The sequence below is a fragment of the Novosphingopyxis sp. genome (genome assembly GCF_965218915.1).
Lineage (GTDB): Bacteria > Pseudomonadota > Alphaproteobacteria > Sphingomonadales > Sphingomonadaceae > Novosphingopyxis.
Genome location: NZ_OZ244708.1, coordinates 281,403 through 302,252 on the forward strand (window position 1 = coordinate 281,403; position 20,850 = coordinate 302,252).

Annotated in this window: 15 protein-coding genes and 1 tRNA gene; 4 read left to right on the top strand and 12 right to left on the bottom strand. The window is 63.8% G+C overall.

The features are described from left to right. Positions 1-188: 188 nt before the first annotated feature. Entirely contained in the window at positions 189-800 is a 612-nt protein-coding gene (locus tag ACOQPC_RS01455) for an opacity protein (protein ID WP_420606901.1), read from the top strand. A gap of 77 nt (positions 801-877) precedes the next feature. On the opposite strand, the gene ACOQPC_RS01460 is transcribed toward ACOQPC_RS01455, so the two are convergent. From ACOQPC_RS01460 to argH, 4 genes are read right to left on the bottom strand one after another with little or no spacing between them, the layout of a single operon-like run. Then, positions 878-1,645 carry an NAD(P)-dependent oxidoreductase gene (locus ACOQPC_RS01460; RefSeq protein ID WP_420606902.1) on the bottom strand — a complete coding sequence of 256 codons (768 nt, stop codon included), beginning with the start codon at positions 1,643-1,645 and terminating at the stop codon, positions 878-880. Between the two features lie 5 nt (positions 1,646-1,650). Beyond that, complete coding sequence (gene lysA / locus ACOQPC_RS01465; protein ID WP_420606903.1) at positions 1,651-2,913, bottom strand: diaminopimelate decarboxylase; 1,263 nt, start codon at positions 2,911-2,913, stop codon at positions 1,651-1,653. Then, positions 2,913-3,206: a hypothetical protein gene (locus ACOQPC_RS01470; RefSeq protein ID WP_420606904.1), complete on the bottom strand. Its 294-nt coding sequence runs from the start codon at positions 3,204-3,206 to the stop codon at positions 2,913-2,915. The genes lysA and ACOQPC_RS01470 overlap by 1 nt, the downstream gene beginning before the upstream one ends. Next, entirely contained in the window at positions 3,203-4,570 is a 1,368-nt protein-coding gene (gene argH / locus ACOQPC_RS01475) for an argininosuccinate lyase (protein ID WP_420608184.1), read from the bottom strand. Before argH ends, ACOQPC_RS01470 begins: the two co-directional genes overlap by 4 nt. A gap of 16 nt (positions 4,571-4,586) precedes the next feature. Here argH and ACOQPC_RS01480 point away from each other — a divergent pair, with 16 nt between their 5' ends. Continuing rightward, complete coding sequence (locus tag ACOQPC_RS01480) at positions 4,587-5,180, top strand: TlpA family protein disulfide reductase (RefSeq protein ID WP_420606905.1); 594 nt, start codon at positions 4,587-4,589, stop codon at positions 5,178-5,180. A gap of 33 nt (positions 5,181-5,213) precedes the next feature. Continuing rightward, a tRNA-Val gene (locus tag ACOQPC_RS01485) sits at positions 5,214-5,289 on the top strand. Positions 5,290-5,521: 232 nt separating this feature from the next. On the opposite strand, the gene ACOQPC_RS01490 is transcribed toward ACOQPC_RS01485, so the two are convergent. From ACOQPC_RS01490 to ACOQPC_RS01520, 7 genes are all read right to left on the bottom strand, one after another. Further along, positions 5,522-7,315: a glycosyl hydrolase family 28-related protein gene (locus ACOQPC_RS01490; protein ID WP_420606906.1), complete on the bottom strand. Its 1,794-nt coding sequence runs from the start codon at positions 7,313-7,315 to the stop codon at positions 5,522-5,524. 41 nt (positions 7,316-7,356) lie between these two features. Beyond that, the gene (locus tag ACOQPC_RS01495) at positions 7,357-9,378 is read right to left on the bottom strand and encodes a glycoside hydrolase family 97 protein (RefSeq protein ID WP_420606907.1); all 2,022 of its coding nucleotides are present in this window, start codon (positions 9,376-9,378) and stop codon (positions 7,357-7,359) included. An 11-nt stretch (positions 9,379-9,389) separates the two neighbouring features. Then, on the bottom strand, positions 9,390-10,394 hold the full coding sequence (locus tag ACOQPC_RS01500) for a cupin-like domain-containing protein (protein WP_420606908.1): 1,005 nt from the start codon (positions 10,392-10,394) through the stop codon (positions 9,390-9,392). Between the two features lie 38 nt (positions 10,395-10,432). Further along, a complete protein-coding gene (locus ACOQPC_RS01505) occupies positions 10,433-11,908 on the bottom strand; it encodes a tryptophan 7-halogenase (protein ID WP_420606909.1) in 1,476 nt (491 codons plus the stop codon). Beyond that, positions 11,905-13,386, bottom strand: coding sequence for a tryptophan halogenase family protein (locus ACOQPC_RS01510; RefSeq protein ID WP_420606910.1), 1,482 nt, complete (start codon positions 13,384-13,386; stop codon positions 11,905-11,907). Before ACOQPC_RS01510 ends, ACOQPC_RS01505 begins: the two co-directional genes overlap by 4 nt. Positions 13,387-13,526: 140 nt before the next feature. Continuing rightward, positions 13,527-16,964, bottom strand: coding sequence for a TonB-dependent receptor (locus ACOQPC_RS01515; protein WP_420606911.1), 3,438 nt, complete (start codon positions 16,962-16,964; stop codon positions 13,527-13,529). 151 nt (positions 16,965-17,115) lie between these two features. Then, the gene (locus tag ACOQPC_RS01520; protein ID WP_420606912.1) at positions 17,116-18,618 is read right to left on the bottom strand and encodes an MFS transporter; all 1,503 of its coding nucleotides are present in this window, start codon (positions 18,616-18,618) and stop codon (positions 17,116-17,118) included. Between the two features lie 96 nt (positions 18,619-18,714). Here ACOQPC_RS01520 and ACOQPC_RS01525 point away from each other — a divergent pair, with 96 nt between their 5' ends. After that, positions 18,715-19,698 carry a LacI family DNA-binding transcriptional regulator gene (locus tag ACOQPC_RS01525; protein ID WP_420606913.1) on the top strand — a complete coding sequence of 328 codons (984 nt, stop codon included), beginning with the start codon at positions 18,715-18,717 and terminating at the stop codon, positions 19,696-19,698. A 167-nt stretch (positions 19,699-19,865) separates the two neighbouring features. Here ACOQPC_RS01525 and ACOQPC_RS01530 read toward each other — a convergent pair whose 3' ends face one another. After that, complete coding sequence (locus ACOQPC_RS01530; RefSeq protein ID WP_420606914.1) at positions 19,866-20,792, bottom strand: hypothetical protein; 927 nt, start codon at positions 20,790-20,792, stop codon at positions 19,866-19,868. Between the last annotated feature and the right edge of the window lie 58 nt (positions 20,793-20,850).

A 20,850-nucleotide genomic window follows, 5' to 3' on the forward strand; every position in this document is an offset into this window, starting at 1 on the left:
CCTGGCGCGGTTGATCGCCTCGGCGCAAATACATTATTTATTGCGCAACGAGAATGATTAATAACGAATGAATGGAACTATGAAACGGTTTGTCGCATTTTTATGACAGCTTAAGGAACATATTGTTTCGCGATCGATTGAGGCTGTTCCGGCTGACGGCCGGCTTCAATGCATCAAGGAATAATATAATGAACAGCCGTCTCCTGCTCACCGCAGCAGTCCTCTCCCTCGCCCCCGCCCCGCTTTTCGCGCAGGACGCCGACGCGCCCGACGGCACGCCCGCTTTCGGTATCGAGCCGTATGTCGCCATCGGCGGCGGCTATGATATCTATGATACGCCCAACGAACAGAATGAATTCGGTGTCAATTCGACCGAAGGTGCCGTGATCAACGGCATCGTCGGCGCGAACGTTCCGCTCGGCCCGCTGTTCGTCGGCGCCGAGGGTTTCGGCTCCAAGGGTTTTAACGACATCGACTGGGAATATGGCGCTGCGGGCCGCTTCGGCGTGCGCGTGGGCGACAGCGGCCTGTTCTACGGCCGCGTCGGCTATATGTGGGTCGAAGGCCGCGAATCGCATGATCCGGTCCTGCTCGATGCCGATGGCGACCAGCTGCAATATGACGGCAGCATCCGTGACCGCGACGGCGTAATCTACGGCATCGGTGCCGAGGTCGGCCCCAAGGACATCGGTCTGGGAGGCCTGACCGGCAACAGCGGCGTGCGCCTGCGTTTCGGCGTCGACACGTTCAAGGATTTCGAATCCTTTCGCCCGAGCGCGTCGGCGGTGTTCCACTTCTGATCGCGATGCCGATGGCCGGATCCGTTCCGGCCTGACGGAACAAGCGGCGTCGGTCCTCCGGGATCGGCGCCGTTTTTTTATGGAGCGCGCTGCAGATACAGGCTCAGCCCGGCGAGTAGCGCTTCGGGGGGCGCGCCTTCGATGCGTTCGGCATCGGCGCGGGCGCGTTCCAGCACGGCGTTCCCGACGCCCGCATCATGATAGACCCGGTCCGCCTGGCCCAGCAGCCGCGCCGTGCGTAGCGTGAGATCGTCGGGATCGGGGCCGGTGAGGGCGATGACGTGCAGACCGGTCTCCACCGCCGCATTCCCGCCCACGAGCCACGCCGCCACGTCATGGGCTGTGCCGCCCGGATCGAGCGGCCCGCCTTCGGACAGCGCGGCATCGATCGCGCGGCGGCGGTCGGCGGCGTCTGGCCAGTGGGCACGGATATGCTCGCGCGCTGCATAGAGGTCTGTCGCCAGCTGACCCAGCCCCGCCGGAAGCATCGCCTCGATCCGCTGGCGCAGCGCCTTGGCGAGGCCCGCCGACGCGCCGCCGGTGCCGATCGCCACCGTCACCGGATCGCGATCGACGATGGCGGGCGTGGTAAAATCGCAAAGCTCGGGTCGGTCGACCACATTCACCAGCAGCCCGCGCGCCTTGAGATCGCGCGCGCTGATCCGGGCCAGCTCGTCATCCTCATGCGCAACGATGGCGAGCGCCGCGTCACTCGCATTCGCATTGTCCGTCACCACCGCCCCGGCGCGCTCGTAGAGGCGGCGTTTCGCGTCGGCGGCGGGGCCATGGCCGACGATAATCACCGTGCGCCCTTCGAGATTCAGAAAGAGCGGGAACTGGCGCACGGGGCTCAGCGCAGCCAGTCCGGCACGCGCTCGGCAGCCATGATCGTGCCCGCCGGAATGCGGTCCGCAACCACCGCGAACTGGTCGCCATCGACCATCACCTCGGGCACCAGCGCACGGCTGTTATAGGTGCTCGCCATGGTCGCACCATAGGCGCCCGCGGTGCGAAACACCGCCAGATCGCCCGGCCCGACGGCTTCGATCTCGCGCCCTATCGCAAAGGTATCGCCGCTCTCGCACACCGGCCCGACGATCGAGGCGGTCATGCGCTCCCCCGTCCGTTGCACCGGCTGGAAATCATGCCAGGCGTCGTACATGGCCGGGCGCGCCAGATCGTTCATCGCGGCGTCGACGATCACGAACGGCGCGCTGGCGCCGGGCTTCACCCAGAGGACCTGCGTCAGCAACACGCCCGCATTGCCCGCGATCACGCGGCCAGGCTCGAACAGCAGGCGCACGTTCCAGTCCCTGGTCACGCGCGCGACCATCGCGCCATAATCGGCCGGGCTGGGCGGATGATCCTCGCCCGCCTTGTAGGGAATGCCGAGCCCGCCGCCCAGATCGACATGGGTAATCGGGTGGCCGCTATCGCGTAGCTGCTTCACCAGCGCGCCGAGCCGCTCGAACGCGGCCTCCATCGGCGCCAGATCGAACAGCTGGCTGCCGATATGCACCGCCAGCCCGCGCAGGTTCAGTCCCGACAGCTTTGCGAGACGGCCGTAAATGTCCGGCGCGCTGTCGATGCCGACGCCGAATTTATTCTCCTTCATGCCGGTCGAGATTTTGGCATGGGTGCCCGCATCGACATCCGGATTGACGCGCAAGGTCGCGGGCGCCTTCAGCCCCCTGGACAGCGCGATTTCGGACAAGGCTGCGCCCTCGGGCTCGTGCTCAATGTTGAACTGGCCGATGCCCTCATCGAGACCCTGCGCCAGCTCGCCGCGCGACTTGCCGACGCCGGAGAAAACGATGTCTTTTGCCGGAACGCCCGCCGCCAGCGCGCGGGCCATCTCGCCGCCCGAAACCACGTCCGCGCCATAGCCCTCGCGCGAGAGCACATTGAGCACCGCCAGATTGGGGTTGGCCTTGATCGCAAAGGCGATGTGCTTGTCCGGGATCGCCGACAGCCCGTCGCGGAACACGCGGGCGTGCCGCTCGAACGTGGCGCGGGAGTATATGTAAACCGGCGTGCCCACCGCCTCGGCGATGGCGGGCAAGGGCACGTCCTCGGCGTGAAGCACGCCGTCCTTATAGGTGAAATGGTCCATCAGTTTTCCGGAGGAGGAGCTACCTCATCATCGTCGCTATCCGCCTGGCGACCGGCGGGCGGCAGATCGAACGGATCGGCGGAGCGCACTTCGGAGCGTTCGAGCAGCTCGTCGCTGCGCGATGGCCGTGCCTGCGTCGAGGGTTCGAGCAGCGCCTGCGGATCGACCTTGCCGGTCTGGCCATAGCTTTGCACCGGCAGGCGCGCGCCGGGCGCGGGCTCCAGCGGGCCGAGCTTGCCGCAGGCCGAAAGCAGCGCGGCGGTTGCCAGTAATATGGCGGCGGATTTCGTCATGTCATGTCCTCGCGGGCGCGCTTCACCGCTTCCCTTACTCGCGTGGGCGCGGTGCCGCCATAGCTCATGCGGCTGGCGACCGAGCCTTCGACGCTGAGGTCGGGCAGGTCGGCATCCGCCAGCCGCGGATCGAGCCCGCGCAGCGCGGCGGCATCCAGCTCCGAAATATCGCAGCCCTGCTGCTCGGCCAGCTTGACCGCGGCACCGGTCAGATGATGCGCATCGCGAAACGGCATGTCGAGGCTGCGGACCAGCCAGTCGGCAAAATCGGTCGCGGTGCTGTGGCCACCCGCCGCCAGATCGCGCAGCCGCCCCGTCTGAAAATCGCTGGTCTCCACCATCCCGGTCATCGCCGCGATCGAAAGCGCCAGCAGGTCATGCGCCTCGAACACGGGCGGCTTGTCGTCCTGCATATCCTTGGCATAGGCGAGCGGCAGGCCCTTCATCACCATGACCAACGCCTGCATGCAGCCCGCGATCCGGCCCGCATGACTGCGCACCAGCTCGGCCGCGTCGGGATTGCGCTTCTGCGGCATGATCGAGCTGCCGGTGCTGTAGGCGTCGGACAGCTTGACGAAACCGAAGGGCTGGCTCGCCCAGATCACGAATTCCTCCGCCAGCCGCGAGAGGTGAAGCGACGCGGTGGTTGCCGCCATCAGATAGTCGAGCGCGAAATCGCGATCCGACACGGCGTCGAGCGAATTGGCGGTGGGCCGCGCGAAGCCGAGCTCGGAAGCGGTCCGCTCCCGGTCGAGATCGAAGCTGGTTCCCGCCAGCGCCGCGCTGCCCAGCGGGCATTCGTCGGCGCGCGCCATGGCATCGGCAAAACGGCTGCGGTCGCGCCGCGCCATCTCGTAATAGGCCATCAGATGGTGGCCGAGCGTGACCGGCTGCGCGGCCTGCAAATGGGTGAAGCCGGGCATCACCGTATCGGCATGTTCCTCGGCCCGCGCCAGCAGCGTGCGCTGGAACGCGGCAAGCCCGGCGTCCACCTCCGCGCAGGCTTCGCGCACCCACAGCCGGCAATCGGTCGCTACCTGATCGTTGCGCGAACGCGCGGTGTGCAGCCGCCCGGCGACCGGCCCGATCAGTTCGGTCAGCCGCGCCTCGGCGGTCATGTGGATATCCTCGAGATCGAGATTCTCGGGCACCCCGTCCGCCTCATATTCGGCGGCGATGGTATCGAGCCCGCCGGAGATCGCCTCCGCATCGGCTTCGCTGACGATGCCCTGCGCGGCGAGCATCGCGACATGCACTTTGCTCGCGCGGATATCCTGCCGCCACAGCCGCTTGTCGAAGGGGATCGAGGCGTTTATCTCGCGCATGATCGCCGATGGGCCGCCCGAAAAGCGCCCGCCCCACATGCTGTTGGAATCGCTCATGCGCTACACTTTGCTCCTTGCCGCAGCCCTGTTTCCGGGACTGGCCGCCTGCGATAGGGCCGCGCCCGGATCGGAGCAAGAGCAGGCGCAGACCGCGCCAGAGGCCAGGCCGGGCGAGGGCGCGCTCGTGGAAACCGCGGACGGGATGAAGGCGGAGCTGAGCTATGCCCATGCCGGCGCGCCCTATCTGGCCGGGCAGTTCACGGGTCCGGACGGCGGCGCGGCGCGGCTGGCCGATTTCAGGGGCCGCCCGCTGCTGGTCAATCTCTGGGCGACCTGGTGCGCGCCATGCATCCGCGAAATGCCCACGCTCGACGCACTCGCCGGGAGCGACGCCGCCTTGCAGGTGCTCGTCGTCTCGCAGGACCTCGACGGAAGCGAGGCGGTCGATCCGTTCTGGGCCAAGCAGGGGTTCGCCACGCTGGAGCCTTATATCGACAGCGACAATGTGCTGCTGACGGCGTTCGGCGGCAATGTGCAGCTGCCCACCACCATCCTCTACGGCAGCGACGGCAAGGAGGTGTGGCGGCTGATCGGGCCGACCGAATGGAACGATCCCGCGGTCGCAGACATGCTCGCCGAAGCCACTTGACCTGAAGCTGGCGTCCATTAGAGCCGGGACGGCGGGCGATTAGCTCAGTTGGTAGAGCATCTCGTTTACACCGAGAGGGTCGGCGGTTCGAGCCCGTCATCGCCCACCAGACATTCGTTTGTTAACGACGTTCTGCACGTCCTCGGGCGTAATTTCAAATATTATCCTTACTTTTCTCTAGCTTAGGCTTTGCCGCTTCGTCATAGACTTCAATGAAAAGACGTTTTTTCGACGACCGCAGTTCACCGCCATTACGCTCAGATTCTCTGTTGGCATTTTCCGCACCATGTGGGAACGCTTTGTAGGACGGACGCGATATAAGCAGCAATTCGGCTGCCTACCTAGCTTGGCTTCGTAGCGCTCGCTTCCATCGAACTCTCGTGAATCTGCGTCAACGAAGCCTCGTCGCGTAAGCATAGAGACGCCGGAAGGCGGTAAAATTTCTGATTTCCGAAAGCACGAAACTCGAAGGCCGGATCGCACACCAGCAGGGAGACCTTTCGCGTATTCCCAGCGATATACTCGGCCGTCGCGATTCCTCGCGACCGGATCGTGATCATGGGGTCTCTGGTGGATGTCAACCGAAGATTTTTAAAATCGACGGTCTGGATCGATTGTCCGGTAAGCAGCACCGCTTCCAGCGTGGGCGCAACGATATCGGTGTCGAAGACGCTCAGCGAAGCGACCATCGGGGCATCTAGGGCATAGAACCACACCGCGCCGATACCGAACCGCCAGTTTGGATCGAAGCTTCCCGCGCGGATAACCAGATTGTCGGCAAGCCGGATCGACCCGCTGGCCGGCACCGCATCGAAACGATTGCCGACATGCAACCCGCCGCCTTGCGTAACCGTATCCGCGACAAGATTGGCCTCTATCGCGATATTTCGTCCGCCATACACGGCGATGCCGTTCGCCAGCACGGGCGCGATCACCGTGTTGCGGCGGAAGACGATATCGGCATTGTCCTGCTTGTGCGCCCAGCTGGCCAGCCCATCGTCGCCGGTGTTGCGCACGAAGTTGTGTTCGACGACCACATCGGTCACGCCGCGATGGAAGTTCAGCCCATCGGCGGTCATGTCGAGGATGCGCAGGCCGGAAATGCGGATGCCGCGCATCGGGCCGTCGAACCACAGGCCGACCTTGTGATGCTGCAGCCATAGCCGTTCGATGCTGCTGCCATCGCCCATCGCGCCGCCGATGGCGTTGACCTGTTCGTCATCCACCCGCTCGTCCACCTCGCCCAGAATGGCGAAATCCTGCAAGCGGACGTGAGACGATCCGGCCGGGGCCTCGCGCCCGTATAAGCCCACCCCCCGGCCGACCAGCGAACTGTACCACATGCCCGCGCCGGCGATCGTCACCCGGTCCACGATGACGTGCCGGTCCACACGAAATCGCCCCGGGGGCAGCCACACGCTGCCACCTTGCCCCTGCGCCGCTGCGATCGCCTGTTCCAGCGCATGTGCGGAACTGCGACGGCCGGTGGGATCGGCCCCGAAGTTCATTATGGACACGGCCTCGGGGGGCGGGGTCAGCGGCCCGGCAACCGTTTCGAAATCGACCAGGTCGAGCGCGGTCCAGGCCGCCCCGTCAGCAGCCTTCAGCGTCACTTGCGTGCCCGCCGGCAACATAGTGTCCAGCAGCAGGCGCGCGTGGTCCCAGAAATGGTGCGGCTGCCCGTCGGCGGGATCGTTGGTGAACGGGTAACGACCGTAAAACCACCCATAGCGCGACGTCAGCGCCAGCGTTCCGATCCGCTCCCCGCCTATGTAGATACCCATTGTCGCATCTTGCCCGCGGCCATCCGCGCCATCGGGGATGGCGGTGCGCACCGTCAGCGCGTTGGCGGCGCGCGCCAGCGTCACGGTCACCTCGTCGTCCGGACCCGACAGCAGCACCGCCATCCTGCCGGACGCTTCGGCGGCGAGCGTCTGGAAGCGGCGGTCCGGCCCGATCCGTCTGCCGGTGAAGACCGCGTTCTCCGCTTCGTATTCGTCGAACGGCACGGCCGCGCCTCGCGCGCCGATGTCGGTCAGATCGAGCGCCGCCATGGTCCGGCGGGTGGGGGCATCGGGCGCGCTCCCGCCAACCAACGCGATCCCCAAGGCAAGCGAAAGTACCGAACGCAGCAAGGACCCGGATCGAGACACAGGGGATTATCGCCCGTTGCCGATCACTGGGGCAAAGCGCGAAATCTTATGGCCACCCCGCCGCCCGGTGCGAGCTTCAAGGGCAGGGTATCCTTCGACGTCACCATCTTGCTGCTGATCGCCAGCGACAGAGGATTGGTCCGGTAATCGGCGCCCGGCCCGTCGGCATAGATCTGCGCCTCGTACCGTTTGCCGGCCGGCAGGAAGGTCAGAGGCTGGGTCAGATCGCGCGCTTCCTCATCCGTGATGGCACCCAGATACCAATCGCGCGCCCCGCGTTGCTGGCGGGCGACGACCACATAATCACCGACCTTGCCTTGGAGCGTGACCGAGCGTTCCCAATCCGTCGGCACGTCGCGGATGAACTGGAACGCCGCCGGATTGCGCTCGTAATTTTCTGGCAGATCGGCAGCCATCTGGATGGGACTGTAGATCACGACATATTCCGCCAATTGCGTTGCGAGTGTCGACTGCACCCTGCGGATCAGTTCAGTACCATCGCGCGGAATGTCGAAGATGCCGGGCGTGAAGTCCATCGGTCCGGCCAGCAGCCGGGTGAACGGCAGGATGGTGAGGTGCTCGGGCGGATTGGTCGGGTTGCCCCAGGCGTTGAACTCCTGCCCGCGGGCGCCTTCGCGGCTGACCCAGTTGGGATAGGTCCGGCGCAGGCCCGTATCCTTGACCGGTTCGTGGGTATCGATGGCGATGCGGTGGCGGGCGGCCGCCTCCACCACCTTCAGGTGATGACGCACCATATATTGCCCGGCGAACCACTCCAGGCCGCCATCGGCATCGACGATGTCGCCGCTGTGGCGCACATAGCCGGTCTTTACGATCGCCACCCCATTGCGTTGGTACAGGTCGAAAGCATCATTCATCTGGCGTTCGTAGTTTTCCACCGCGCCGCCCGTTTCATGATGGCCGATCAGCTTCACGCCCCGCTGCTTGCCGTATTTCGCGATTTCATCGATATCGAAATCGGGATAGGCCTGGGTGAAGCTGAACTTGTCTCCTTCCGTCGTCCAGTCCCCGTTCCAGCCGACATTCCAGCCTTCGACCAGCACCCCGTCAAATCCGTATTTCGCTGCAAAATCCATGTAATGCTTGACGTTCCGCGTGTTCGCGCCATGGCGCGGTCCGCTCGCCCAGGTCGAGCGATCGAGATGCATCTCCCACCAGATTCCGGCATATTTTCCCGGCTTGAACCAGGATACGTCGCCCAGCCGGTTCGGTTCGTTCAAGTTCAATTCGATCCGGCTATCGGCCAGCGCACCGATGGAATCGGTGATCAGGACCATGCGCCAGGGCGTCGCGAACGGCCCCGTCTTCTTCGCCAACGTGCCATCCGGCCAGGGCATCGATGTTGCCGACAGGGTTCCGGCGCCGTCGCCGGCCAGCAACATGCTCGGATAATCGACCAGCGCCGCCTCGTGGAAGGACAGGAACGATCCGTCCTCGCCTTCCAGGGTCAGCGGTGTCTCCGCGATCGTGATGCGGCGCGCGGCGGTCCGGTTGTAGAGATATTCGTCCCTTTCCTGGCCCAGCGCTTCATACCACCATGCGTCATGCGCGCCGACCGGGCGGAATTGGGTCAATTCCGACGTCACGGCCACATCGCGGCCCGCCGGGATCGACGGAAGGGTGTAGCGAAATCCGATGCCGTCATCGAACAGCCGGAACGTCACCACCATATTCTCGGTCAGCGGCGTGTCGCCCTTCAGGGTCAGGCGAAATTCGGTGTGATTGTCGCGGATGAGGCGCTGTTCACCCCATGGCTGCTCCCATGTGCTATCGCTACGGCTGCGCGCGACATCGTCGACGGCATCGAAGCGCGGCGCGGTTTCATCGGCGAAGGCCAGGCCGAGGTGGGCCGCCGCCAGAACGGGCACACCGTTGCGGTTCACGCTGTAGGTCGCCTGCCCTTGTGCGACCGTGACGCAGACTTCGATGATTTCGCCAGGGGACCGGGCGCATTCGACTGGTGCGGCCCATGCGGTGGCGGGGACGAACACGGCACACAACAGCAAAAGATACGAACGGTACATGACACAAAACCTCATCGGGTGCGGGAAGGAAAATCGGCTTGCAGCAATCTGTCGCGGCATTCGCGGCGCAGTTCGGCACGCGCGCGGGGGGTAAGGCGCCCGAGCGCCCCCCGCAGTTCGGCGGGAATGTGATCGGCGTCGTCGCCAAAAACATGCGCGGCGAACATCGCCTGCCAATAGGCGCGCTCAGGCTGGGGCAGGGCCTTCAGCGACAGCAACGCGGCCAGGAACAGCGTGTGCGGATCTTCCAGTCCGGCGGCACACTCACCCCACCAGTAATTGACCATCGCGTTGTAGGGGGCGAGCGAGGTGACGTGATGCCACCAGTACCGCGGCAGGAACAGCGCGTCCCCCGGCGCCAGTTCCGCGATCAGGGCGTGTTCCATCGCCTGGGCGAAGCGGGGGAACCGCTCCAGGTCGGGCGCATCGGCATCGACCAGCGACAGCGGCGGCGGATTATCGAGCGGACCGATATAGAGATTGGCCACCTGCTCGGGCGGAAACAGCAGAAAGCGCCGCAGCCCGGCGATCACGCAGGCGAGATTATGGTCGCGATCGTTATGGATCTGAGTCCGGACCGGACCGCCCAACCACAGCAGCGGATCGACCCCCGGCAGGACTGGCAGCGGATTGTCCTGCAGGAACGCCGGCATATGTGCGCGCAGCGACAGCATCTGGATCGCGATCACGGGCCCGTTCGGCCGATCCATGCTCCGCGCGATCCGATCGAGCGTTTCGGGCACCGGCCGCTGGCGTTTGGTGAAGGCGAATTCGCGCAGGTCGGACGCATAGCCGAAGCGGCCCTTCATCATCGCCGGCGCTTCCATGACCGGGCCTGGCTTGCCCAGGTCGATCCTTTGCAGATAGGCGTTCAGGGCTTCGGGACCGGCACTGCCGGCGGTGGCAGCGGGCCAATCCGCCACCAGCCCGCGGATGACAGCCGGCTGGCCGCTCTCCACCAGACCCTGCAAATCGCGCGCAGCGCCGATCGCGGCCTCGCCGACGGGCGGCGGCATCGCGGCGGTCGCGATCGGACGAGATGGAGACGAGCCGGTCACGATCGGGGGTTTCCGATCATGTCCCGGAGATAGGCGTTATGGTGGGGTTGTTCGAGCACGGTGTCCTTGATGAAGCGCAACATCGCCACGATGTTATGCTTGAGCCGTTCGGGGGCCAAACGGTCGGCGGTGGGCGGCCAGCTTTCCGGATAGGCGCCCAGCCCGGTCAGCATGATGCGCCAGCTATCGGGCGAAAAGGATTCATCCTCCATCGGCGCGATCTCGCCGCGCGCGCGGAAGGTCGCGAGCAAATGCTGCAGCGCGTCGGACGCAGGTGCCGCGCGCGCATCGTCCCAGAACGGCCCGGTCCACGGCGCCAGCGCATATACCGCCTGCAAAAAATCGGCGATCCGGTCGAAGGAGGAGCCGATAATACGATTGTATTCGCGGCGTTCGGCGGACACATCGTCGGTCGCCGGCAGCAGCGCGAGCAGATGGACGATGCCCAGCTGGATGGCATGCAGCTGGACCGGGTGCACCGGGTCGAAGGTTCGCGCACTGCTGCCGATCGCCACGCAATTGCCGGTCCAGGGATCGCCGATCTCTCGCGAAAGAACCGGACCGATCTCGATATCCCACAGCGGCGCCTGTGCAGACTGGCCTGCCTGTTCGACGGCTTCATCGTCCCCGATGCGGTCATCGAACACATATTGCACCCCGGTCGCCGTGCGTACCGGGTGCAGCCGCAGCCATCCTTCGGGCGTTGCGCGCAGTTCGGCGAAAGGGGGGATCTCGCCGAAGGCCGGCGCATTCGCCGTCAAAAGGCGCAAGCTGCGAGCTGCGCCGTTCTGCCGGCCGGAAGTCCTGCCGGCCAAGCTGTCGAGCAGCGTTCCATCGCCGGTCGCATCGACGAACAGCTCACCTTCGATCCGCGTTCCGTCATCCAGAATGACGGCAGCAAGCGTTTCGGGCGTTGGAGCATGCTCCACGCCCGCCACCGTCGATCGATGGATCGCGACGCCTTGTTTCGCCGCCAGTTCCTTGAGCAGTCCGCAATAGGGAATGGCGGGCAGATGATACCCATATTCGATCCTTCCGAAGGCCAGGGCCGGTTCGGACGGCAGCATGATCCGACCATGGGTGGCCGCGATCGCCGCCGGGCAGAATTCCTGCAGATCGATACGTAGCCCCCCGTCACGCGCGCGCAGCCACAAGTCGAAGAATTGATGCCTCTCGACCGGTGCGCCATAGGCCGCCCAAGCATGGAAGAACGTCCGGGCGGGCGGCCCGGTGAAGTTCTGTCCCAACGAGAACACGGCCCCCGTCAGGCGGAGCAGCATGGCTTCGTCGATACCGATGCGCTGGTGCAGCGCTTCGAGCGGGGGTTGGCTGGCATAGACGCCGGCAGGTGTCAGCACGCTCGGCAATTCGACCACGGCGATCTCGGCCAGGCCGGACGGTATACCGCGGGCCAGCGCCGCCGCGGTCAGCCACAATGCGGCGTCGCGTCCGATCAGGACGAACCGTCTCATGCCGTCGCGCTCTGCGGCGCCGCGGATGCAGCGCAATAGTCGGCGATGAAATCGGTGTGACCCGGCATCATCGCGACACCCGATGCGATCCGCTGCCGAAAATCTGCCAGCTTGGCGTCCAGCGCGTCGAGCGGCACCTTTTCTGCGAGCGGATCGTACCGGTCCGGCACGATATTCTGCCCGAGCAGGACAGCAAGCCAGCTATCGCGCGCGAACAACCCGTAGCGATAGTCCGGCAGGCTGGCGCGGGCGCGGAACAGCGCGATCTTCTGTGCCAGTGTGGCGGGCAGAGGCATGGTGCGGACATGATCCCACAAGGGTTCCCCTTCGCGCCGGTTGGCGGTGTAATGCAGGATGAGGAAGTCTCGAACGCGCTCGTAATGCAAGTCGAACAGGCGGTTAAATTCATTTCGCAGACGCGGATCGGGCGCACCGGGTCGCCGCGGGATGAGCCGGATGAGATCGATGACGGCGGCCTGGATCAGATAGATGCTGGTGGATTCGAGCGGTTCGAGAAAGCCGCTGGCGAGGCCGATCGCCACGCAGTTGCCGGCCCAGGCACATTCGCGCTTGCCCGTGGCGAAATGCAGCAGGCGCGGCGTGCCGGCCGGCTCCGCTTCCAATGCCGACAGCAAGGTGTCGCGGGCCGTGTCGTCATCCACGAAACGGCTGGAGAACACGTAACCATTGCCGATGCGGTGCTGCAGCGGAATACGCCAGGTCCATCCGGCGGTCTGCGCGGTGGAACAGGTGTAAGGGACAAATGCGTCCGCGCGCGAACAGGGCACGGCCCATGCGCGGTCGCACGGCAGCCAATGCTTCCAATCGACCCAGTCGACGCCCAATTGCTGACCGATCAGCAGCGAACGGAAGCCCGAGCAGTCGATGAACAGCTCGGCCTGCACTTGCGCGCCCGATTCCAGCGCCAGGCTTTCCAGCAGGCCGCTTTCGGGATGGCGCGCCACCTCGCCGACCTTGCCTTCGATCCGGGACACACCGCGCGCGATCGCCCATCTGCGCAGATAATCGGCATATAGCCCGGCATCGAGATGATAGGCGTAGCTGTAGGTCGAACGGATCGATGCGGCGTCATCGTTCGGCAGATCGAACACCTGCGCCCGCGCCGCCATGACCGCATAGGAATAATCGGCGATCGGTCCGGGTGTTTGCCCCGCCGCCTGCGCGCGCAGCCAGTGATGCTGGAACTGGATTCCGCTCCACGGTTCGCCAAAGGCGCCGAACGGATGGATGTAGCTCGATCCCGGCCGGTCCCAGCCGCGGAAGTCGATCCCGAGCTTGAAGGTGGCGCCGGTGGATCGCATGAACTCGGCTTCGTCGAGGCCGAGCATGTCGTTGAATATCTTGAGATGCGGCAGCGTCGCTTCGCCCACGCCGACCGTGCCGATCGCATCCGATTCGATCAGCGTGATGGCATAGTCGCGCTCGGGCAATTGACTGATCAGGGCAGCGGCGGTCATCCAGCCCGCCGTCCCACCCCCGAGAATTGCAATCTTCAGTGGGGCATACGATCCCTTCGTCGCTAGGTTGTCACCCACTGTTCTTCCTCTTTATGGCTCCCCGGCCCGTGGACGCGGACCGGGGCAGCGGGTTAGGGAGGCTAGAACTTGAAGCGCACGCCCGCCTGGAAACGCCGGTCCACGCGGCTCCAGTTGGAATCGATATATACCGGCGTCGCGCCCGGCGTCTGCGGGGAATCGCCGAAGATCTGCTGCTGATACACCGTGGTGGTGCCCAGCAGATTGGATCCTTCGAGCGAGAGTTCCGCATAACGCGTCAGCGAGAAACGGATCGATCCGTCCAGAAAACCCGCCGCCTTCTGGAACACCGGCAGGCCGATGCAGCAATCGAGGTTCTGCGTCAGATAACGCGAGCGCCAATTATAGGCAAGCCGCAGGCCGACGGGTCCCTTTTCGTACAATCCGACGATGTTGAAGGTATGTTTGGAAATCCCGGCAAGCTGGTGCGAATCGATTACCGAACCCTGGCCGCCCAGCGCCTGCTGGCCCGCGCCGAAGGCCCCGATGTCGCCGCCGGACGACGCCGTAATAAGGTTCGAATTGTTGATCCCGGACTGATCGACGAACGTGTAGTTCAATTGCGTGCCGATGCCATCGAACGGGCTCGGCAGGAAATCGAAGAACGTCTGGAACGCGGCCTCGAAACCTTTCAATTCGCCGCCGCCATCGGCATTCTGCGGCCCCAGGATCTCCACCGTCTGCTGCGATCCGCCATTTTCGACGACCCGGTCGAACTGGCCGAAAGTGATGTAATTATCGAGCTTCTTGTAGAATCCCGTCAGCGTGAACGAGGTACTGGCGGATGGGTAATATTCGAACGACAGATCGAACTGATCGGCCTTGATCGGCTTCAGGGCCGCGTTGCCCGAATTCGCGCGGAACACGAAATTATAGCCGGTCACGTTCGCCGCGACCGGCGCCGCGTTCGGGGAATTGTAGACGATGAAGGGCGAATCCGGCCCGGTATTGATGACCGGCGCATTGATCGCGACGGTGTTCCGCAGATAGCCGAATTCGGGACGGGCAATCGCGCGCGAATAGCCGAAGCGGATGAATTTCTCGTCATCCAGCCCGAACCGCACGTTGAAGCTCGGCAACCAGTCCGTATGGCTCCCGCTATAGGTTCCCGTCAGCGCGCTCCCATCGGCAAAGGCGCGGATTTCCGGTGTCAGATAGCAACTGGGATTGACGATGCTGGTACCCGACAGCGGCGTGCCACAGGGCTGCAGACCGTCGAACGTATTGGTTGCGGGAAACGCGATGCTGCCTTCGCTGCGTACGCGGGTGCGGACGACCCGTAAGCCGACATTGCCGACCACGTTGACGCCCCCGACATATCGGTCCTGCCCGCCGAACTTCAGCATGGCATAACCCGCCAACGTCTTTTCGCGCACCCTGAACACTTCACCATCCGTAAAGCAATCGTCCACTGTGGCGTTATCGCGATCGCAAATGGCGGTATAGCCCGGCTGGATCGGCGAATTGGTCTGCGCACCGCCAAGCGCGTTGATCAGCCCATCGAAATTCCGCAGCGTGTCGCGGTTGAGGAAGACCAGCTGGCCGTTGGGATAGGTGCCTTGGCTGTAGAAATCACCGAGGTCGTGAGACTCCCAGATGCCTGCGCCATAACCGGAGAAGTCGGGATGGCCCGCGTTGCCGCCACAATTGCCGGTATCGGTGGGATAAGCGCCGCCAGTGGTGTTGTCGGCATTGAAACCCGGGCCGTTGCAGTTCCAGTTGGCTGCGATCGGTGTCCAGTTGAACGTGGAATAGCGCACCGTCTGCCGGCGATTTGCATAACGCACGCCGGCCGACAGCGAGTCGATCCAGCCGCCTTCGTCGAAATCGTAATCCGCATCGCCGCGCAGCGCGAATTCTTCACCCTGGTTATCCTCGACATGGCCTTGGATGAACGGAATCCAGTAATTATGCGGGTTCGCTAAGCCGCCCTCGGCGTAATTGACGTTGTCTCCGGGCAACAAGGCGATCTGAGGGGTCCCATCCTCGTTTACTCTGTAATCGAAGTTCGCCATCGAACCGGCCGTCACGATGATGTCGTTGTTGTAGGTCGATGCGTCGATGAACTGGAGATCGGTGCTCAGGTGCAGTCGTTCGGTCGGCTGCCATTCGAGATATCCCGAAAAGTCGCTGGTTCTTTCGCGGTGGGCGAAATTGCGCGCTTCGTTCTGGAGATACAGCCCGTCGCGCAAAGTGGTGCAGTTCGACCCCGCGCCGCAGTAATTCACGAACGGAACGCCAGGGATGGCGGAACCGGCATTGATCGCGGCCTGCACGCTTTCATACGTGCCGCTGAAGCTGCCGTGCGGCTGGGTCAGCACGCCCGATTGCAGCAAGCCGTTCGAACCGAATACCAGCGGTCCGGTCCCGTCCGCAGGACCCAGGGCCGATCCGGTTCGCGGATTGAAGGCCGGCGTGCCGAAATAACCCCCTTCCAGAATCGCGTGACTGGCCCGTTCGAACCAGGCGTTGCGATAACGCGATTGCGTGAATTGCACGGTCGCATGGATTTTTTCATCCGGGGATTCATATTGTGCCGCCACGGCAAGGCCATGCCGCTTGCGGTCGTAATCGACTTGAGAAAAACGAACTCCGTCGGGGATCAGGGCAAAACCGGTGCCGCCGAAGGGATTGGCGTTGCAGGCGACGAAACCATCGGCGTCCAGATTGCCCGCGGCAGCGGTGCCGAATCCGTCCGAACAATAGGTGTCGATCTTGTCCATGATCACGTTTTCGGTGCGCGTGACCACCTTGCTTTGGGCATAATCGACCAGCAGGCCGAAACGCCCGGCCGCCGTATCCCAGCTATCGCTGATCAGGCCGGAAAACTCGGGCGTGACTTCGTCCGATCGATCGCCATAGTTCAATTTGAACACGCCGGTGACGACCAAGCCATCTTCATCGAACGGCAGCCGGGTGCGCAGGTTGACCGTGCCGGCGATCCCGCCTTCGATCATCTTGGCGGTCTGGTTCTTATAGGCATCGACGCCCGCCAGAAGCTCGGGCGAAACGTCGTTGAACTGCAATCCCCGCTGCGAATCGGCGGAGAAACTGTCGCGCCCGTTAAATTCGGTGCGGACCTGGGTTAGCCCGCGGATCAGGACGCTGGCGGGTTCGCCCGAAGGGTGGGTGCTGTCGTCCGCTGATTGCAGGCGCCCCACGGTGATCCCCGGTACGCGCTGCAACGCCTCGGCCGCGGACTTGTCCGGGAAGGCACCGATATCGGTCGCCGTAATCGAATCGACGAAAGTATCGGCGTTCTTCTTGATGCTTTGCGACGTGATCAGCGCTTCGCGCACGCCGGTGACGATGATCGTGCTGGAGGTGTCCTCCGTCGCCGCCTCGCCTGTTTCGGGCGATCCGGTAGAGGTCTGCTGGGTCTGCGAGGCGCGCTCGACCGATTCGTCCGCATCCTGTGCCATCGCCGCAGTGGCGCCGAACACCAGCGCGATGGTCGATACGCCGTAGGTCAATGCGTGTGTGGTTCGGGTGCCCGCCATATAATCCTCCCTCGATCCGCCAGCCTGTCGCTGATCCGAGGGCAAATTTGCATCTTTTTGCGTAAAGAGCAAGCGGCAATCTTGCGAGTTCACACCATCTCCCATACGCCTCGAACACTCCCGAGAGGCATTCATGCAAGACTTTGCATAATTATTGCGACTCGCGGCCTGGGCTGACTTGCGAAGGGATCAGCCCCGTGCTCGCCGCGGCGCAGGCAAAGGCGGCGGCGGCGATGGCCAGCATGACATCGGGCCGATCTTCGAAAAAAACGTCCATCAGCTTGCCCAGACACGCGGCGCCGACGAGTTGCGGCAAGACGAGGAAGATGTTGTGGATCCCCAGATAAACCCCGGTCTTGGCCGGAACGACCGAATTGGCGACGATGACATAGGGGGCAGCCAGTACCGCCGCCCATGCGATCCCGATGCCGACCGCTGAAATCCATAAGTGCGCGGGGTCTTCGATCACCAGCATCGCAGCAAGTCCGGCCGCGCCCATGGCCAGGCAGATCGCGTAACAAGGTCGCAGGCCGATCCTGCGGGTCAACCCGGGCAGCGCCAGCGCGGTGATGACCGCGACCCCGTCATACATCGCAGCCAGCAGGCCGACCCAATCCCCCGCCTGCGCGTAAGCGATCGAACGCACGTCACTCGTCCCGAAATGCCGGAACGCGATGGCGGGGATCGAATAAACCCACATCACGAACAGCCCGAACCAGGTCAGGAATTGGGTGATGGCCAGCCGCCGCAGCGCCAGCGGCATATCGGCGATGTCGTCGATGATCTCGAACAGTCCGCGCGACGTCGTATCCCGCTGCATGCGCCAGGCGCGAAGCGCCCGGATGGCGCCATAGGCTGCCGGCAGGCCGGCGAGAAGATACCCTTCATGCGGCAGGTCCAGCCCAGCGACGGTGACCGCGATGGCGAGGCCGGAAATCACCCACAAGCCATGCGCCCGCCAGGTCCCAGCCAGCCTGGTTGCGCGGCGGATCGTGCTTGCGTCTTCTAACACATGGTGCCGTTCGCGGACCCGGAACACCGTCCAGCCGACGGTCATCGTCATGGCGAGCGCCCCCAGAGCGAACGCCAGACGGATCGATTGCGGCAGGCCGTCCTTCGCGTCCACCCCCGCTACGTCGAATGCATTCGCCAGTATCCACGGCAGCGCGGATGCGAAGATCGCGCCGGCACCGATGAAACAGACCTGGAGCGCAAAACCGGTCATGCGTTGGTCGCTCGGCAAGCGGTCGGCGGACAATGCACGCAAGGGTTGCATCAGTATATTGACCGAAATGGTGAGCAACCATAGGCCCAAGACCGCCGCCGTCAGCGATGGCGCATGACCCATCAGCAATAGGGAGATCGCGGTCAGCACCCCTCCGATGACGATGAAGGGGCTGCGTCGGCCCCAGCGGCCATCCAGGTGATCGCTGAAATGCCCCACCAGCGGTTGCACGATGAGACCGGTAATCGGTGCGGCAATCCACAACAGGGCAAGGTCCGATACATCGGCGCCCAGCGTCTGGAAAATACGGCTCGTGTTCACGTTCTGCAGGCCCCAGACGACCTGTACGCCGAAAAGTCCGATCGACAGGTTGCATATCTGCGGCAGAGTGAGGGGATTGGGCCCCCGTATGTGATTCGGTCTGTTCACCACTGCTATTGCATATCACATGTGAGCTTGACAGTGTTGTGGACCATATCAAGGTGATCGTAGATAATGGCAATCGGATCAAAGAAGAAAACCACGTTGCAGGACCTCGCCCAGCTGGCGGGAGTATCCATTTCCACGATTTCCCGCGCACTCAACGACCATCCCCTGATCAGTTCGCGCACGAAACAACGGATTTGGGCACTCGCCCATGCCCACGACTACCCGTTCCGCGCATCGATGCCAATTGCCCCGATCGGTTCGGAAGGCAGCATAGTCATCGTGACGCCGCAAACGCGCGGGCGTCCGCTTCCGCTGTCACATCCGTTCTTCCTCGAGCTTTTGGCATGTATCGGGGAGGCGGCGCGGTCCCATGATTGCGATTTTACGGTCAGCCATTTGTCCCCGGTAAGCTATGACGATCTCTTCGTCGCCAGCACGACGAGCCGGGCAAACGGTACGATCTTTTTGGGGCAGGGATATTTGCACGAATCGTTCAATCGGCTGGCGGATCAGGGCATAGCATTCGTTGTGTGGGGTGCAGAACTGCCGGAACAACGTTATCGATCGATAGGGTCCGACAATTTCAGCGGTGGAAAGCGGGCAACCGATCACCTCATCAGGCTCGGGCGGCGCCGGATCGCATTTCTGGGTGGTACGGATCCCGAGGCGCAGCAGCGGTGTCGCGGCTATATTGGAGCGCTGGAACGTGCGGATATCGACTTCGATAATAAGCGCGTTGCGACGGTGGAATTCGAACTTGATCAGGCCGACGCGGCGGTAAGTCACATGATCGAATCTGGGGTTTCTTTCGATGCCATTGTCGCATCGAGCGATCTTATCGCCTTGGGGGCGATACAGGCCTTGCAACGCTCTGGCCAAACCATACCGGACGATGTGGCCGTGGTGGGGTACGACGACATGCTGCTTAGTCGGCTCAGTACCCCGAAGCTCACCACTATCAGGCAGGATACAGGACAGGCCGGTCGGTTGCTGGTATCAAGTGTACTCAACTCGCAATCAGAACATAAATCGGTCCGCCTCCCTACAGAATTGATAATCCGCGGTTCGTGCGGAGCGTAGACGTTGGCCAGGCTTGATGGGTAGACGTTGAACCGGCATAGAATTAAGCGCCGCCACTTCGAGGGCAATGTGGATCGTGCGGACCGGCGCGTACTGGCGGCATCAGGCGACCGGCAGAACATTTTTACAACTCCGTCCAATCGTAGCCGAACCGCGCACCATCATCGTCACACCAACGGCGCGCCGCTTGCGAGTATCGCGGCGAGCAGGCGGTGGAGCCGGGCTGCGGTATCCTCGCTGAGCGCGATGAAGATGCGCCGCGCATCGGCGGTATCGGCGCGCCGTTCGAGCAGGCCGCGGTCGGTCATCAGCTTGATCCAGCGCAGCGCGGTCGTCGCGGGCACGGCCGAAGCGATGCACAGGCTGGAGACCGAGACCGGCCTGTCCTCGATACGGGAGGCCAGCAGATCGAGCAGCATATCCCAGGCCGGATCGGCGAACAGATCCGATTCGAACGCTTCGTCGCGCATTCGGCGCAGGCGAATCATCTCGCGCACTTGCTCTGCTTTGATCGCGGGGGCGGCGTCCCCGTCCAGCGGCGCCCCGCTGCCCGGCGGGGCGCCGCGATAGGAGAGCGGATCGCTGCGCAGCTGTCCGCCCTGATCGTCGCGCGTGAGCCCGGCGACGCGGCGCGCCATTGCGACCAGCTCGTCGCTCAGTCGCATGAGTTCCCGGCTTTCTCCGCGATTTTCGCGTGCGCGCCCACGTTTTCGCCCGCGCGCCATGATCAAGGCATAGACCGTTTCGGCGCGCTCCGGATCGACCAGGAATTCGGCATCGGCCGGCGCGGCCAGATAGGTCGCCTCGTCGAGGCGATCCCTGTCGGTCCAAGCGATAAAGGCGATGTCATGATCGGCGGCATATTGCGCGGCCCGCGCGATTTCGCGTTCAGGCGTCTCCGATCCGGATCGAATATCGCAAAGAATCAATTCGGGCGACCCCGCAGCGGACCGCTCGCCCGGCCAGTCGAACGTCGCGCCGGGCGTCAGCAACCGCCAGCCGGCGATATCGGCGATGGCGTCAAGCTCGCTTTCGAGCACTGGGTTCGCGCCGAGCAGCACGGCCAAAGGACTGGTTTCAACATAATTTTCCATGATCTGTTCTCCCCCAGATCGCATAAGCGCGGATCGGCGCGGACGAGGTTAGAGCAGT